This window comes from Roseovarius salinarum, from assembly GCF_002834145.1.
Lineage (GTDB): Bacteria > Pseudomonadota > Alphaproteobacteria > Rhodobacterales > Rhodobacteraceae > Roseovarius > Roseovarius salinarum.
The window spans coordinates 1-14031 of record NZ_PHNT01000003.1; the positions used below are offsets into that span (position 1 = coordinate 1).

Genomic DNA, 14031 nt, shown 5'->3' on the forward strand with positions numbered 1-14031 from the left:
AGAAGATGTTGCACGACGCCCAGCGCACCTCGGCCCCGAGCGCGACAAGCGTCTCGATCAGAACCGCCGTCTGGATCGTCATGTGCAAGGAGCCCGCAATCCGCGCCCCCTTCAGCGGCTGCGCCGCGCCGTACTCCGCGCGAAGCGCCATAAGACCCGGCATCTCCGTCTCCGCAATCGCAATCTCGCGACGGCCAAACGCCGAAAGGGAAATGTCCTTGATGATGTAATCCTGGGCCATCGGGNGCAAGGAGCCCGCAATCCGCGCGCCCTTCAGCGGCTGCGCCGCGCCGTACTCCGCGCGAAGCGCCATAAGACCCGGCATCTCCGTCTCCGCAATCGCAATCTCGCGACGGCCAAACGCCGAAAGGGAAATGTCCTTGATGATGTAATCCTGGGCCATCGGGCCGGCTCCTTCCAACTGGGATGTCGCCGGGCAGATAGCACCGGGACCGACGCCCGGCAACGCGGGAATGCCACGTGACTGCCTTGGCGCCGGTGCATGCGATCCGGCGCCTTTGCAATCACCGGCCCCGGACGTTAGGAGAGAAACCTCGTTGCGCAGCGTTTTCCCGGAGGAGACATGGCCAAGCCGCGCGCCTGGCAAAAGATGCTTTCGGGCCGGCGGCTCGACCTGCTCGATCCCACGCCGGTGGACATCGAGATCGAGGATATCGCGCACGGCCTGTCCTTCGTTGCGCGGTGGAACGGGCAAACGCAGGGCGATTTCCCCTATTCCGTGGCAGAGCATTCACTACTGGTCGAGCAGCTTTACGCCCACGCCAATCCGCGCACACCGGCGAAATGGCGGCTTGCGGCACTGCTCCACGATGCCCCGGAATACGTGATCGGGGACATGATAAGCCCGGTCAAGGCCGCCGTCGGGCCGGGGTATGACATGCTCGAGGCCCGCCTCGCGGCGGCGGTGCACATCCGCTTCGGCCTGCCCGCGACGCTTCCCGACACCGTCCGGCGGCAGATCAAACGCGCGGACAAGGCCAGCGCGTGGCTGGAGGCGACCCGGATCGCGGGTTTCACCGAGCCGGAGGCCGACAGGTTTTTCGGTCGCCCGGACGCCGCGATCCTGTCCCGGTTCGGGATAAGCCTGCGCCCGCCGCGCGAGGTGCGTGCGGCCTATACCGCGCGACATGGCGAATTGATGAAACAGCTGGGATGAACCGAAGGCAGTTCAGCGCGGAGACCGCTTTGCGAGAATGCGCTGCAACGTGCGCCGATGCATGTTGAGCCGCCGCGCGGTTTCGCTGACGTTGCGATCGCAAAGCTCATAGACGCGCTGGATGTGTTCCCAGCGAACGCGGTCCGCGCTCATCGGGTTGTCGGGGGGTGGCGGAAGTTCGTCGTCGCCGGCAAGAAGGGCCTGCGTGATGTCCCGGGCATCGGCGGGCTTGGACAGGTAATCGACGGCGCCGATCTTTACCGCCGCAACCGCGGTGGCGATGGCGCCGTACCCCGTGAGCACGACGATACGGCTGTCGGCGCGTTTTTCCCGGATCGCCTCGACCACGTCGAGGCCGTTGCCGTCTTCAAGCCGCAGGTCACACACGGCGTAGGCCGGCGGACGTGCCGTGGCAATCGCCATGCCGGCCGCGACGGATTCGGCCGTTTCGACCTCGAAGCCACGCTTCTCCATGGCCTTGGCCAGACGCCGGATGAAAGCCTCGTCGTCGTCGACGAGCAGAAGAGACCTGTCCTCACCGATTTCGGGCAGCTCTTCGGACATCCAGCTTCTCCCTACGCGCGCGTGCAGTCGCGTCGTTCTATCCAACACGTTCCGCTGCGTCAAACCTTCGCAGGGTCAACGTGCCTCGAGAAAGCACTCGACCTTGTCGGCCAGTTTTTCCGGGCTCAGGTCACGCCGGAAGAAGCCGACAAACCCTTCCTCGGGTAGGGTCAGGTAGGTGAAGGTGGAGTGATCGACAAGGTAGAAATCCTCGTCACCCTCTGCGGGTTCCTGTTTCTGGTAGAACGTGCGGTAAGCCTGGCTGGCCGCTTTCACCTGCTCCTCGCTGCCGGTCAGCCCCACCATCCGGGGGTGCAGGTTGTCGGTGAAATCCGCCAGAAGCTCGGGCGTGTCGCGCTGGGGATCGACCGAGATGAAGACCGGCTTGACGATCTTGCCGCGCGCTTCGAGGATCTCGATCGCGGCGGCGTTCCGCGCGTTGTCGAGCGGGCAGACGTCGGGGCAGAAGGCATACCCGAAATACAGCAGCGACGGCTTGTCGATGACATCCTCGTGCGTGACGGTCTGGCCGGTTTCGTCGACCAGCGTGAACGGGCCGCCGATCTTGGAACTGCCGCCCGCGACCTGTCCGCCACGGCATTGAGCGAAGCGGTCCTCGCCGTTGCCCGTGGTCACGTAGTAGACACCCCCGAGTGCAACGAGGAGCGCGGCGACGGCGGCAATCGCGAAATAGCGGGTCATGGGCAAGCGTCCGGTTGTCTGGTCCTGATCGTTCTCCACATCTATCATCGGACCGAACAGTTGCAACGGGAAGAGGCGCGACAAATGAGCGACATCTCCGGCGGCCTTTTCCGTCAGGGTGGCGGCAACTGGATCCGCCTGCGCACGCTGGTACTGCTGCGATGGTGGGCGATCTTCGGGCAGATCTCGGCACTGGTGGCGGCCGAGCGGCTCTATAACCTGAACCTCGAGGTGGGACTTTGCTATCTCGTGGTGGGTGTTGCCGTTGTCAGCAACCTTGTTGCCGCCTTCGTGTTCCCGGAAAACAAGCGCCTGTCGGAATCCGAGAACATGCTGTTCGTTCTCTTCGACATGCTGCAGCTCGGGGCGATGCTGTATCTGACCGGCGGTCTGCACAACCCGTTTTCAATCCTGATCGTGGGGCCGGTGATCGTCTCGGCCTCCGCTCTTTCCACCCGGTCGACGGTCCTGCTGGGTCTGACGGCGATCCTCATCGTCTCCGTTTTGACGGAATTCTACCTTCCCCTGCGAACCGAGCAGGGGTTCATACTGCGCACGCCCGGGGTTTTCCTTTTTGGGAACTGGGCGGCCATCGTGATCGCGGTGGTCTTCCTTGGCGTCTACTCGCGCTGGATCCTGTCCGAGATGCACGCGATGTCCGATGCGCTGCAAGCCACGCAGATGGCGCTGGCACGCGAGCAGAAGCTGACCGACCTAGGCGGCGTCGTGGCGGCGGCGGCGCACGAACTCGGAACGCCCCTTGCAACGATCAAGCTGACCAGCGCGGAGCTGGCCGAGGAACTTTCAGACACGCCCGAACTGCGCGAGGACGCCACCCTGATCGGCGAACAGGCGGATCGGTGCCGCGACATTCTGCGGGCCATGGGCGGGCAGTTGAAGGACGACCCGCAGCTTCGCAGCGTGCCCCTGCCGGCCCTGCTCGAAGAGGCGGCACAGCCGCACATCGAGCGGGGCAAGGACATTCACTTCGAGACCACCGCGGAGACCGATGCACCATCGTCACCACCCACCGTGAAGCGCCGCCCCGAGATCATTCACGGTTTGCGGAACCTGATACAGAATGCCGTCGATTTCGCGCGCGGCAACGTCCGGATCCAGAGCACCTGGACCGCTGACCATATCTCGGTCCGGATCGTGGACGATGGACCGGGGTTTCCCGCACATATCCTCGGGCGGATCGGTGACCCCTTCATGCGCAGCCGTCCTTCGGGCGATGATGCGCGCCGGCCGGGCTACGAAGGCATGGGGCTGGGCCTGTTCATCGCAAAGACCCTCCTCGAACGCTCCGGCGCCGATCTGAGCTTCGCCAATGGTTCGCGCCGATCCGGAGAGCAAGGGAGGAAGACCGGCCGCGGCGCAGTCGTCGAGGTCCGCTGGCCTCGTGACCGTTTCGACGCCGCGATGGGTGGGCGCCGCGCGGGCGAAACGGCGCCGAACCACGGTTAACGTGGCGTTAACCTTCTGTCCACAAGGTGACCCGTGGTGCGTAACCGCAGGGTCGCGACATGGAAGACATCCCTACCGCTGTCTGGATTGCCGTCGTCGCGCTGAGCGTTGCGGTTTCGCTCATCGTTATCTTCGCAGCCGGCGCAACGGGGCGTGGCGCCGAGTCCGATCCTGACGCTTCCCAACTTGCTAAGACCCGCGAGGTTTCGTTCCTTTTCCACGGCTCACAGCTTGTCGATTGCGACGCGGAGGCGGCCGCAATGCCGCCCGGCGGCATCGAAAGCTGGCGTGACCTGCACCAGTGGCTCAGCTTCCGGTTTCCCGAACTGCCCGCCAGGATCGACGAGGTTGCGACCGTTGCCGGCAGGGAACTCGCTCCTACCGAGACGTCCGACGGCGGGCGGCTGTTGCTGGATCAGGCGGATGGCGTCACCCGGGTCACGCTCCGTCAGGCGCGCCCGCCGTCTGCGGCGGATTCGCACGAAGTCGTTCGGTTGCGGCGGAAAATCACGCTCCTGTCAGCGGCGACGGAGACGGCACCCGACCCGATCTGGATCACCGACGCCGACGGCGCGCAGGTCTGGTGCAACACCGCCTGCGAAATGGCTGCCGAGCTGCCCGGGAAATGGAACACCGAAGGCCAAGCCGCGGAGCCGGGGCGCGACACCAGGAGTCGGATCGAAATCCCCGTCTCGGCCGGAGACCCGCATCAATACGAAGTGGCCTGCGAGGTGACCGGCCACATGACGGTTCACCATGCCCGCGACGTGACGCGGCTCGTCGCCGCGGAGACCGCGCAAAGCAGCTTCGTCCAGACACTGACAAAGACCTTCGCGAACCTCGCGACCGGCCTGGCCGTCTTCGACTACGAGCGCCGGCTTGCCCTGTTCAACCCGGCGCTCGTCGACCTGACCGGTCTGCGTGCCGAGTTCCTGAGCGCACGGCCACATTTCACCAGTTTCTTCGACCGGTTGCGGGACAACGGCGCCATGCCTGAACCGCGAAGCTATTCCTCTTGGCGGCGGCGGCTCGAAGACCTCGCCACGCGCGCCAACGGAGAGGCGTTCCAGGAAACATGGAACCTGCCTGGCGACGTGACCTACAGGGTCACGGGCCAGCCGCACCCGGACGGTGCACTGGTCTTCCTGTTCGAGGACATTTCACCGGAGGTCGCGATGACGCGGGGCACCCGGCGGCAACTGTGGCTGCATCAGGCGGCGCTCGACGCCCTCGAATCCTCCGCGGTGCTGTTCGGGCCGGACGGCCGCCTGTGTTTCACCAATGCCGCGTGCCGCGAAGCGCTTCGCCTCGATCCCGATGGCGCGGTAACGGACCTGAGCATTTCCGATTTCATCACGGCCTGCCAAGTCGCGCGGCCCGTTCCGGAGCTCTGGCAAGCCGTCGAGACGCGCCTGCGAAACGGGACGGCCCCTGGCACGGCGTGGCACCGTCAAGCGCCGCTTTCGCACGGCGGTTTCCTGCGCTGCACCGTCTCGTCCCTGCCGGGCGGTGCAACGATGCTGTCGTGGACCGAAACCGGCCCCGTCCGGAACGCGCAAGAAGCATCCGTTCACGGCTGATCGCGGTTGCGGGTGCGCCGATGGCATGTAATCTCGCGCCATGACCGGTGGCCAGCTGACACTTTTCATGCAGGACGCGGACAGGACCTGCCGCTTCGCGCAGGCGCTTGCGTCGCGCCTTGCGCCTGGGTGCGTGCTTCTGCTGGACGGGCCCATCGGCGCCGGAAAGACCCATTTCGCCCGGTGCCTGATCCAGGCGACCCAGGACATGCCGGAAGACGTGCCCTCGCCCACCTACACGCTGGTGCAGTCCTATGCCACGCGCCGGGGCGAGGTCGTGCATGCCGACCTGTATCGGCTGGGCGACACCTCGGAACTGGCCGAGCTTGGCCTCGACGAGGCATTCAACACGGCCATCTGTCTCGTCGAATGGCCCGATCGCCTCGGGGATGCGGCACCTGAAAAGGCCCTCACACTGGAATTCGAGATCCCCTCTTCGGGCATCGGCCGCAATGTCACGCTCAGCTGGACCGATCCGGCATGGGCCGAGCGCCTCGCGGGGGTCGGCCATGACTGACCGGGACCACGGCATCGCAAGGTTTCTGCAAACCGAGGGATGGGCCGGGGCGCAGGCAACGCCGCTTGCCGGCGACGCCTCGAACCGCCGTTACCTGCGGCTGATCCGGGAGGCCGGGGAACGTGCCGTTCTGATGGATGCCCCGCCCGGGCGGGGCGAGGATGTGCGCCCTTTCCTGCACATCGCGCGACACCTGTCCGACCTTGGACTCAGCGCACCGCGCATCCTTGCCGCCGATGAAACGGAGGGGTTCCTGCTGCTCGAGGATCTTGGCGACGCGGTCTTCGCACGCGTCCTCGAGCAAGACCCGGCGCACGAGGCCGAACTTTACACCGCCGCGACCGACCTGCTTGTGCGCCTGCACGCCGGCCCGCCTGCCGATGTCGCGGCCTACGATGCGCCGTGCATGACGGAGCTCGCCGCGCTGGCCTTCGACTGGTACGGCGCCGCCAGCGGGGACATCCAACCGGAGACGCGGGGCGAGTTCACCGCGCGTCTGCAGGCGATCCTTGCAAAGCACGCCCCCGTGCAGGACGTTCTTGTCCTGCGCGACTACCACGCGGAAAACCTGGTCTGGCTGCCCGAACGCAGCGACGTTGCGCGCGTCGGCCTGCTGGACTTCCAGGATGCCATGACCGGGCACCGGGCCTATGACCTTGTCTCGCTGCTTCAGGACGCGCGACGCGACGTTCCGGAGGCACGCGAGGCGGCGATGATTGATCGCTACGTGGATCGAGCGGGACTCGCACCCGAACCGTTCCACGCCGCCTACCGGTGCCTCGGCGTGCAGCGCAACCTTCGGATCCTGGGCGTCTTTGCACGGCTTGCCCTTCGCGACGCCAAGCCGCGCTACCTTTCCCTGATGCCGCGTGTCTGGGCGCACCTGTCCAGGGATCTCGAACACCCGGCGCTTGCCGACCTCGCCGAGCTCCTGCCCCGCATGCTGCCGGCGCCAACCCCGGAGATTTTGCGCCAACTGGAAGAGCGATGCCCGACGTCCCATTCCCCGTGATGCTTTTTGCCGCCGGGTTCGGCACCCGCATGGGTCCGCTGACAGCCGAGCGGCCGAAGCCGCTGCTTCCCGTCGCGGGCCGGCCGCTCGTGGATCACGCGCTCGGCCTGGCGCGGCAGGCCGGCGCACCGCGCATCGTGGTCAACCTGCATTACAAGGCCGAGATGATGGCGCGTCATCTCGAAGGCTCGGGCGTCCTGCTGTCCCACGAAACGCCCGATATCCTCGACACCGGAGGTGGGCTGCGCGCCGCGCTGCCGCTTCTCGACAGTGCGACCGCATTCACTTTGAACACGGACGCCATTTTCGCCGGGACGAACCCGCTGACGGCGCTTCTGGAGCGCTGGCACCCCGAGGAAATGGACGCGCTCTTGCTGTGCGTCCCCGCGGAACGGGCCGAGGGCCATGCCGGCGGCGGGGATTTCCGGGTGGGCGGCGACGGGCGCGTACATCGCGGGGGGAACCTGGTTTACACCGGCGCGCAGATCTTCAAGACGGGCGGCCTGTCCGGCATCTCGGACAGGGTTTTCTCGCTCAACCGGCTCTGGGATGACATGATGGCACGCGGACGGCTCCAGGCCGTCAGCTACGACGGGTCATGGTGCGACGTTGGAACCCCCGAGGGCATCGCATTGGCCGAGCGCATGGTCGGAGGCCGAGATGTTCACGGGTGACGGCACGCCCCGTGTTTTCGGCCTGCCGCCCGGTGCGGATTTCCCCGCCGCGCTGGTCGCGGGCCTTCGGGCCCGCACCGCCGACCGCCCCCCCGAGGCGCTGGCGCGCGTGCGGCTGATCGTGAACACCCGCCGCATGGCCCGTCGCATCCGCGAGCTGTTCGACGCTGGACCGCCGGTCTTGCTGCCGCGCATCGAGCTTGTCCCGGACCTTGGCGAGGGCTGGGGACTCGCCCATGTGCCGCCACCCGTCCCGTCACTGCGCCAGCGGCTCGAGTTGGTGCACCTCGTGGCATCGCTGCTCGACCATCAGCCGGATCTCGCCCCGCGCTCGGCGCTGTTCGACCTGGCAGACAGCCTTGCTTCACTGATGGAGGAAATGCACGGTGAAGGTGTTGCCCCCGAGACGATCAAGCAACTCGATGTGAGTGACGAATCCGGGCATTGGGGCCGCATCAAGACGTTCCTGGGGATCGTCGACCAGTACTTCGAGCCCACCCGGGAGGCCCCCGATCCCGAAAGTCGCCAGCGCCGGATTGCCGAAATGCTGGCACACCGCTGGCGTGACGCACCACCGGCAGATCCCGTCATCATCGCGGGATCGACCGGGTCACGCGGCGCCACGCAGCTGCTGATGCAGGCGGTGGCGCGGCTGCCCCAGGGGGCCGTGGTGTTGCCGGGTTTCGATTTCGACATGCCCCAGCCCGTGTGGGCCAGCATGCACAACGCGCTTTCGTCAGAAGATCACCCGCAGTTCCGTTTCCACCGCTTCCTGTCCGCGCTGGACATCTCGCCCGGCGATGTCCCGCGGTGGACTGACGCGGAACCCGAGTCACCGGCTCGGGCGAAGGTCGTTTCGCTGGCCCTGCGCCCGGCTCCCGTCACTGACCAGTGGTTGCGCGACGGTCCGGCGCTTCCGGACCTGCGCACCGCCATGCAGGGCGTCACGCTCGTGGAGGCACGGTCAACCCGGATCGAGGCACTTGCCATCGCGATGCGATTGCGTCGTGCGGCCGAGGACGGGCAGACCGCAGCGCTGGTGACGCCCGACCGCGAGCTGACCCGGCAGGTGACCGCCGCGCTGGACCGCTGGAACATCAGGCCCGACGACAGCGCCGGCGTGCCCCTGCACCTGTCCCCGCCGGGTCGGTTCCTGCGGCACGTGGCACAGACCATCCGGCACCGACCGAGCTGCGAGACGTTGCTGGCCCTTCTCAAGCACCCGATCACGCACAGCGGTGCCGACCGGGGCGAACACCTCCGGCTGACCCACGACCTCGAGCTTCACCTTCGCCGCAACGGGCCGCCGCACCCGGCCGCATCGGACCTGCGCGACTGGGCAGAGGCACGCGACGAAGCGTTTGCCACGCAGTGGGCCGGCTGGCTGTGCGATACCGCGCTCGCCGGGCATGACTCGGCCAATGCCCCGCTGGAACTCCATGTCTCGCGGCATGTCGCGCTGGCCGAACACTTGGCGCGCGGCAGTTCGGCCACCGGAATATCTACCGGAACCCTCTGGGACAAGGACGCCGGCCAGAAGGCCCTCGAGGTCACGCAGTCCCTGCAGGCCGAGGCGCCGGCCGCGGGCGAACTGAGCGTTCCGGATTACCTTTCGCTGTTCGAGGCCGTTCTGGCCCGCGGCGAGGTGCGCTCGCCCGAGGTCCCGCACCCGGGCATCCGCATCTGGGGCACCCTCGAGGCCCGCGTCCAGGGGGCGGACCTCCTTGTCCTGGCCGGCCTGAATGAAAAGTGCTGGCCCGAGGCACCGCCCCCGGACCCGTGGCTCAACCGATCCATGCGGCACGAGGCCGGGCTGCTTTTGCCAGAGCGGCGAATCGGGCTCGCGGCCCATGATTTCCAGCAGGCCATAGGCGCCTCGGATGTCTGGCTGACCCGGTCGATCCGGTCGGACGACGCCGAAACGGTGGTATCACGCTGGCTCAACCGGTTGCAGAACCTGCTGTCGGGTCTGCCGGACCGCCACGGGCCGGGCGCGTTGAAGGACATGCGGGACCGCGGCGCGCACTGGCTGCACATGGCCGAGGCCCTCGATGAACCCGGTACCACCGCCCCGGCCACCAGGCCGGCACCCTGCCCGCCACCGGCTGCCCGCCCCAGGCGCCTGACCGTGACCGAGATACCGCGGCTGGTCCGCGATCCCTATGCCGTTTATGCCAAGCATGTTCTGGGGCTCCGGCCGCTGGATCCGTTGATGCAGGTGCCGGATTCGCTGCTGCGGGGGATCGTCCTGCACGATGTCCTTGAACGCTTTGTCCAGCGGACGCGTGAGGACCCCGCCGCCTGCACGACGGCCAACCTGATGCAGTGTGCCGAAGCCGTGCTGTCGGAGAAGGTGCCATGGGCGGAGGCCCGCGCGTTGTGGTTGGCACGCCTGGAACGCGTGGCCGATTTCTTCGTGGAAACGGAGCTCGAGCGGCGCCGCAAGGCCCGACCCGTCGCCTTCGAGGAGAGCGGGGAGGTCATGGTCCCGTCGCTGGGCTTCACGCTGGCGGCCAAGGCCGACCGGATCGACATGGACGACGCCGGCAACCTGCACCTCTACGATTACAAGTCGGGTCAGCCGCCGACGGAAAAGCAGCAGAAAACCTATGACAAGCAACTGTTGCTCGAGGCCGCGATGGCCGAGCGAACCGCTTTCGGAACGGTCGGGCCGGCCCCTGTCGCAAGTGCGGTCTATGTCGGGCTTGGCGGCGAGGGCAAGGAGATACCAGCGCCCCTGGACGCCGAGCCGCCGGACAAGACCTGGCAGGACTTCGAAACGCTGATAGGCGCCTATTTCGACCCTGAACAAGGTTATTCGGCCCGTCGTGCCCTGGTGTCGAAGCACGAGGCGAGCGACTACGACCAGCTTGCCCGGTTCGGCGAATGGGACACCACCGACCGGCCCACGAAGGTGAGGTTGCCATGACCGCACCCGACGACGCGACCCGGCGCCAGATCGAGGCGGCGCGGCCCGACCGCTCCACCTGGCTGTCGGCCAACGCCGGCTCGGGCAAGACGCGCGTGCTGACCGACCGGGTGGCGCGGCTTCTGCTCGACGGCGTGGACCCGCAGCACATCCTGTGCCTGACCTACACGAAGGCCGCGGCCAGCGAGATGCAGAACCGCCTGTTCGCTCGGCTGGGCGCCTGGGCCATGCGCGGCGACGACGCGCTGGCGCATGATCTGACCGAACTGGGGTATGAGGGCCTGCGTGACGCCGAAGCCCTGCGGCGCGCGCGGACCCTGTTCGCCCAGGCAATCGAGACACCCGGCGGGCTGAAGATCCAGACGATCCACTCGTTTTGCGCCGCCCTGTTGCGCCGTTTCCCGATGGAAGCCGGCGTCAGCCCCCAGTTCCGAGAAATGGAGGACCGCGCCGCGCGCCAGCTGCGCGCCGAGATCGTCGAGGACATAGCCAACGGCCCGCATGCGTCGACACTGTATGCGGTTGCGCGCCAGCACGCCGGCGACTCGCTGGACGAGTTGACCGGCGAGATCGTGCGCCACCGCGGAGCGCTGGCCAATCCGATGAGCGACGCGCAGATCGCCGCGATGTTCGGGCAGCCCGTTGGCCTTGACCGGACCGGGGTCGAATCCTGCGCGTTCACCGGGGACGAAGCACCGCTTCTCGATGCGCTTGTGGCGGCCCTCCGCTCGGGCAGTTCCAATGACGTCAAGGCCGCCGAAAGGCTCGGGCAGATCCCGCGCCTCGACATCTCGGCCCTGCCCGTCCTGGAAAAGGTGTTCCTGACCGGGAAAGACGCGAAAGAACCTTTCTCGGCCAAGATTGGCTCATTTCCGACCAAGGCATCCCGCGCGGCAAATCCCGGGCTGATCCCCGCGCTCAACGCCTTGATGGCGCGTGTCGAAACCGCGCGCGAGAAACGGATCGCGCTTGCCGCGATGGAAAAGACACGCGTGCTGCGCGATTTCGCGGGTGTTTTCCTGCAGGCGTACGAAGAGGCCAAGAAGCTGCGCGGCCTTCTCGACTTCGATGACCTGATCCTCAAGGCGCGCGGGCTGCTGACCGACTCCGACCTTGCCGCATGGGTATTGTTCCGCCTCGACGGCGGAATTGACCATATCCTGGTCGACGAGGCCCAGGACACGAGCCCGGCGCAATGGCAGGTCATCGAACGGCTGGCGCAGGAGTTCACCAGCGGCACCGGCGCGCGGGCCGACAAAACGCGCACGATCTTCGTCGTCGGTGACAAGAAACAGTCGATCTATTCCTTCCAGGGGGCCGATCCCGGCGCGTTCGATCGGATGCGCGCGGATTTCGCCACGCGGCTGGAAAACTCGGAAACCCCCCTGCAAGCCTGCCAGATGGCGCATTCCTTCCGGTCCGCCCAGTGCATCCTGACGCTGGTCGACCGGACCTTCGCCGGCGACACGACGGCCGGATTCACGCCCGGGTCGGGGCATGTCTCCTACCGCGCCGAGATGCCCGGGCGCGTCGATCTGTGGCCACCCGTCACACCACCTGAAAAGGAGGAGGAGCCACCCTGGACCGATCCGATCGACGTGCTGGCCCGCAACGCGCCGCCCGTGGTCCTGGCGTGCGAAATCGCGGCCCGGATCCGCCGGCTCCTGGACGAGCGGCACCCGATACCCGAAGGAAAGCGCAACGATCGCAGCTACGTGATGCGGCCCGTCACGCCGGGGGATTTCCTGATCCTCGTGCGGCGCCGATCCGATCTGTTCCACGAGATCATCCGGGAATGCAAGGCACGGGACCTGCCCGTGGCCGGGGCGGACCGCCTGAAGGTGGGCGCAGAGCTGGCGGTGCGCGATCTTGGCGCGCTCCTGTCGTTTCTCGACACGCCGGAGGACGATCTGTCGCTGGCCGCTGCGCTGCGATCCCCTCTTTTCGGCTGGGACGAGGCGGCGCTTTACGATCTTGCGCATGATCGTGAGACGCGGTTTCTCTGGGAGGCGCTGCGCCGGCGCGCGGCGGAGTTCCCCGACACGATGGCGATCATCGGTGACCTGCGCGATCACACCGACTACTTGCGCCCCTATGACCTGATAGAGCGGATCCTGACGCGCCACGGCGGACGGCGGCGATTGCTCGCCCGGCTGGGGGCGGAGGCGGAGGACGGCATAGACGCGCTTCTGACACAGGCGCTGGCCTATGAACGGCAGGCCGTCGACAGCCTGACCGGTTTCCTCGTTTGGATGCAGACCGACGAATTCGAGATCAAGCGGCAGATGGACAGCGCGGGCGACCGGATCCGCGTGATGACCGTGCACGGCGCCAAGGGCCTTGAATCGCCGATCGTGATCCTGCCGGACACGGCGCAATGGCCACTTCGGATCCGCGATCAGATCCTTCCCGTCGATGGCCATGCGCTCTGGCGCACGCCGGCGGATGACTCGCCATCGGCGGTGCGCGATGCCGTTGAGGGGCTCAAGGCCGCGCAGGAGGCCGAGCGGACCCGGCTTCTGTATGTCGCGATGACCCGCGCCGAGAAATGGCTCATCGTGGCAGCCGCCGGGGATCTCGGGAAAGACGGGACAAGCTGGTACGAAAAGGTCAAGCGCGGCATGACGGCCTGCGGCGCTTATACGAAGGACTTCGGTCTCGGCCCCGGGCTCAGGCTGCAAACCGGGAACTGGAACATCGCGCCACCTGCCGCCGAGGCCGGCCCCCCGGACGAGCCACCGCACCTGCCGGATTTCTTCAGCCAACCCGCCCCGACCCCGCTGCATCCGCCCGAAGTGCTAAGCCCCTCGGAACTGGGCGGCGCGAAGGCGCTGCCGGGCGAGGAAGGGCAGGACGAGGCCGCAGCAAAGGCGAAAGGCACACGGGTTCACCTGCTGCTCGAACACCTTCCGCAGCTGCCGCGCGACGACTGGCCCGACGCCGCCGAACGATTGCTCTGCCAAGGGGTGGACCCCGCGACGCCGGAGGCCTGCGCCGAAGCACTGGCCGAGGCACGGTATGTCCTGACCCGGCCCGGGTTGGCGCATCTGTTCGCCCATGATGCATTGGCGGAGGTCCCGGTTTCCGCGAAGGTCGACGCGCTTCAGGGGCGCCGTATCCACGGCGTGCTTGACAGGCTGCTGGTATGCCGTGATCGGGTCCTGGCCGTCGACTTCAAGACGAACGCGATTGTGCCCGGAAGCCCGCGGGAAACGCCCGAGGGGCTCTTGCGACAGATGGGTGCCTATGCCCAGGCGCTGGGCAAGGTGTATCCCGACCGCCGGGTCGAAACCGCCCTCTTGTGGACGCGCACCGCAACTCTGATGCCGCTTCCCCACGATGTCGTGACAGCGGCACTGGCGCGCGTGCCGCCTGCTTGACGTTCGTCGGGCCGCTACATACTTTCGCG

The 14031-nt window shown here is 67.1% G+C and carries 11 protein-coding genes and 1 pseudogene; 8 read left to right on the forward strand and 4 right to left on the reverse strand.

The features are described 5' to 3' along the window. Nucleotides 1-241 (reverse strand): adenosylhomocysteinase (locus CEF10_RS17495; RefSeq protein ID WP_456300077.1); only part of this gene is annotated, 241 nt, incomplete at its 3' end. A 63-nt stretch (nucleotides 242-304) separates the two neighbouring features. Beyond that, nucleotides 305-403 (reverse strand): annotated as a pseudogene (locus CEF10_RS17500) (adenosylhomocysteinase); the annotation flags it as partial. Between the two features lie 180 nt (nucleotides 404-583). On the opposite strand from CEF10_RS17500, the gene CEF10_RS04310 reads away from it, so the two are divergent. Continuing rightward, complete coding sequence (locus CEF10_RS04310; RefSeq protein ID WP_101066704.1) at nucleotides 584-1177, forward strand: HD domain-containing protein; 594 nt, start codon at nucleotides 584-586, stop codon at nucleotides 1175-1177. A 12-nt stretch (nucleotides 1178-1189) separates the two neighbouring features. On the opposite strand, the gene CEF10_RS04315 is transcribed toward CEF10_RS04310, so the two are convergent. Together CEF10_RS04315 and CEF10_RS04320 are read right to left on the reverse strand one after the other, a co-directional pair. Next, on the reverse strand, nucleotides 1190-1741 hold the full coding sequence (locus CEF10_RS04315; RefSeq protein ID WP_101066706.1) for an ActR/PrrA/RegA family redox response regulator transcription factor: 552 nt from the start codon (nucleotides 1739-1741) through the stop codon (nucleotides 1190-1192). Nucleotides 1742-1816: 75 nt separating this feature from the next. Further along, nucleotides 1817-2443 carry an SCO family protein gene (locus tag CEF10_RS04320; protein ID WP_101067095.1) on the reverse strand — a complete coding sequence of 209 codons (627 nt, stop codon included), beginning with the start codon at nucleotides 2441-2443 and terminating at the stop codon, nucleotides 1817-1819. 84 nt (nucleotides 2444-2527) lie between these two features. Between CEF10_RS04320 and regB the strand changes: the two genes are divergently transcribed. From regB to addA, 7 genes are read left to right on the forward strand one after another with little or no spacing between them, the layout of a single operon-like run. Beyond that, entirely contained in the window at nucleotides 2528-3910 is a 1383-nt protein-coding gene (gene regB, locus CEF10_RS04325) for a sensor histidine kinase RegB (RefSeq protein WP_101066708.1), read from the forward strand. Between the two features lie 59 nt (nucleotides 3911-3969). Further along, entirely contained in the window at nucleotides 3970-5490 is a 1521-nt protein-coding gene (locus CEF10_RS04330) for a PAS-domain containing protein (RefSeq protein WP_101066710.1), read from the forward strand. Nucleotides 5491-5530: 40 nt separating this feature from the next. Beyond that, entirely contained in the window at nucleotides 5531-6007 is a 477-nt protein-coding gene (gene tsaE, locus CEF10_RS04335; RefSeq protein WP_101066712.1) for a tRNA (adenosine(37)-N6)-threonylcarbamoyltransferase complex ATPase subunit type 1 TsaE, read from the forward strand. Beyond that, the gene (locus CEF10_RS04340; RefSeq protein WP_101066714.1) at nucleotides 6000-7019 is read left to right on the forward strand and encodes an aminoglycoside phosphotransferase family protein; all 1020 of its coding nucleotides are present in this window, start codon (nucleotides 6000-6002) and stop codon (nucleotides 7017-7019) included. The genes tsaE and CEF10_RS04340 overlap by 8 nt, the downstream gene beginning before the upstream one ends. Then, nucleotides 6995-7693: a nucleotidyltransferase family protein gene (locus tag CEF10_RS04345; protein ID WP_101066716.1), complete on the forward strand. Its 699-nt coding sequence runs from the start codon at nucleotides 6995-6997 to the stop codon at nucleotides 7691-7693. The genes CEF10_RS04340 and CEF10_RS04345 overlap by 25 nt, the downstream gene beginning before the upstream one ends. Continuing rightward, nucleotides 7680-10622, forward strand: a complete 2943-nt coding sequence (gene addB / locus CEF10_RS04350; RefSeq protein ID WP_101066718.1) for a double-strand break repair protein AddB — start codon at nucleotides 7680-7682, stop codon at nucleotides 10620-10622. The genes CEF10_RS04345 and addB overlap by 14 nt, the downstream gene beginning before the upstream one ends. Continuing rightward, nucleotides 10619-14002: a double-strand break repair helicase AddA gene (addA, locus tag CEF10_RS04355; protein ID WP_101066720.1), complete on the forward strand. Its 3384-nt coding sequence runs from the start codon at nucleotides 10619-10621 to the stop codon at nucleotides 14000-14002. Before addB ends, addA begins: the two co-directional genes overlap by 4 nt. The last annotated feature ends 29 nt before the right edge of the window (nucleotides 14003-14031 follow it).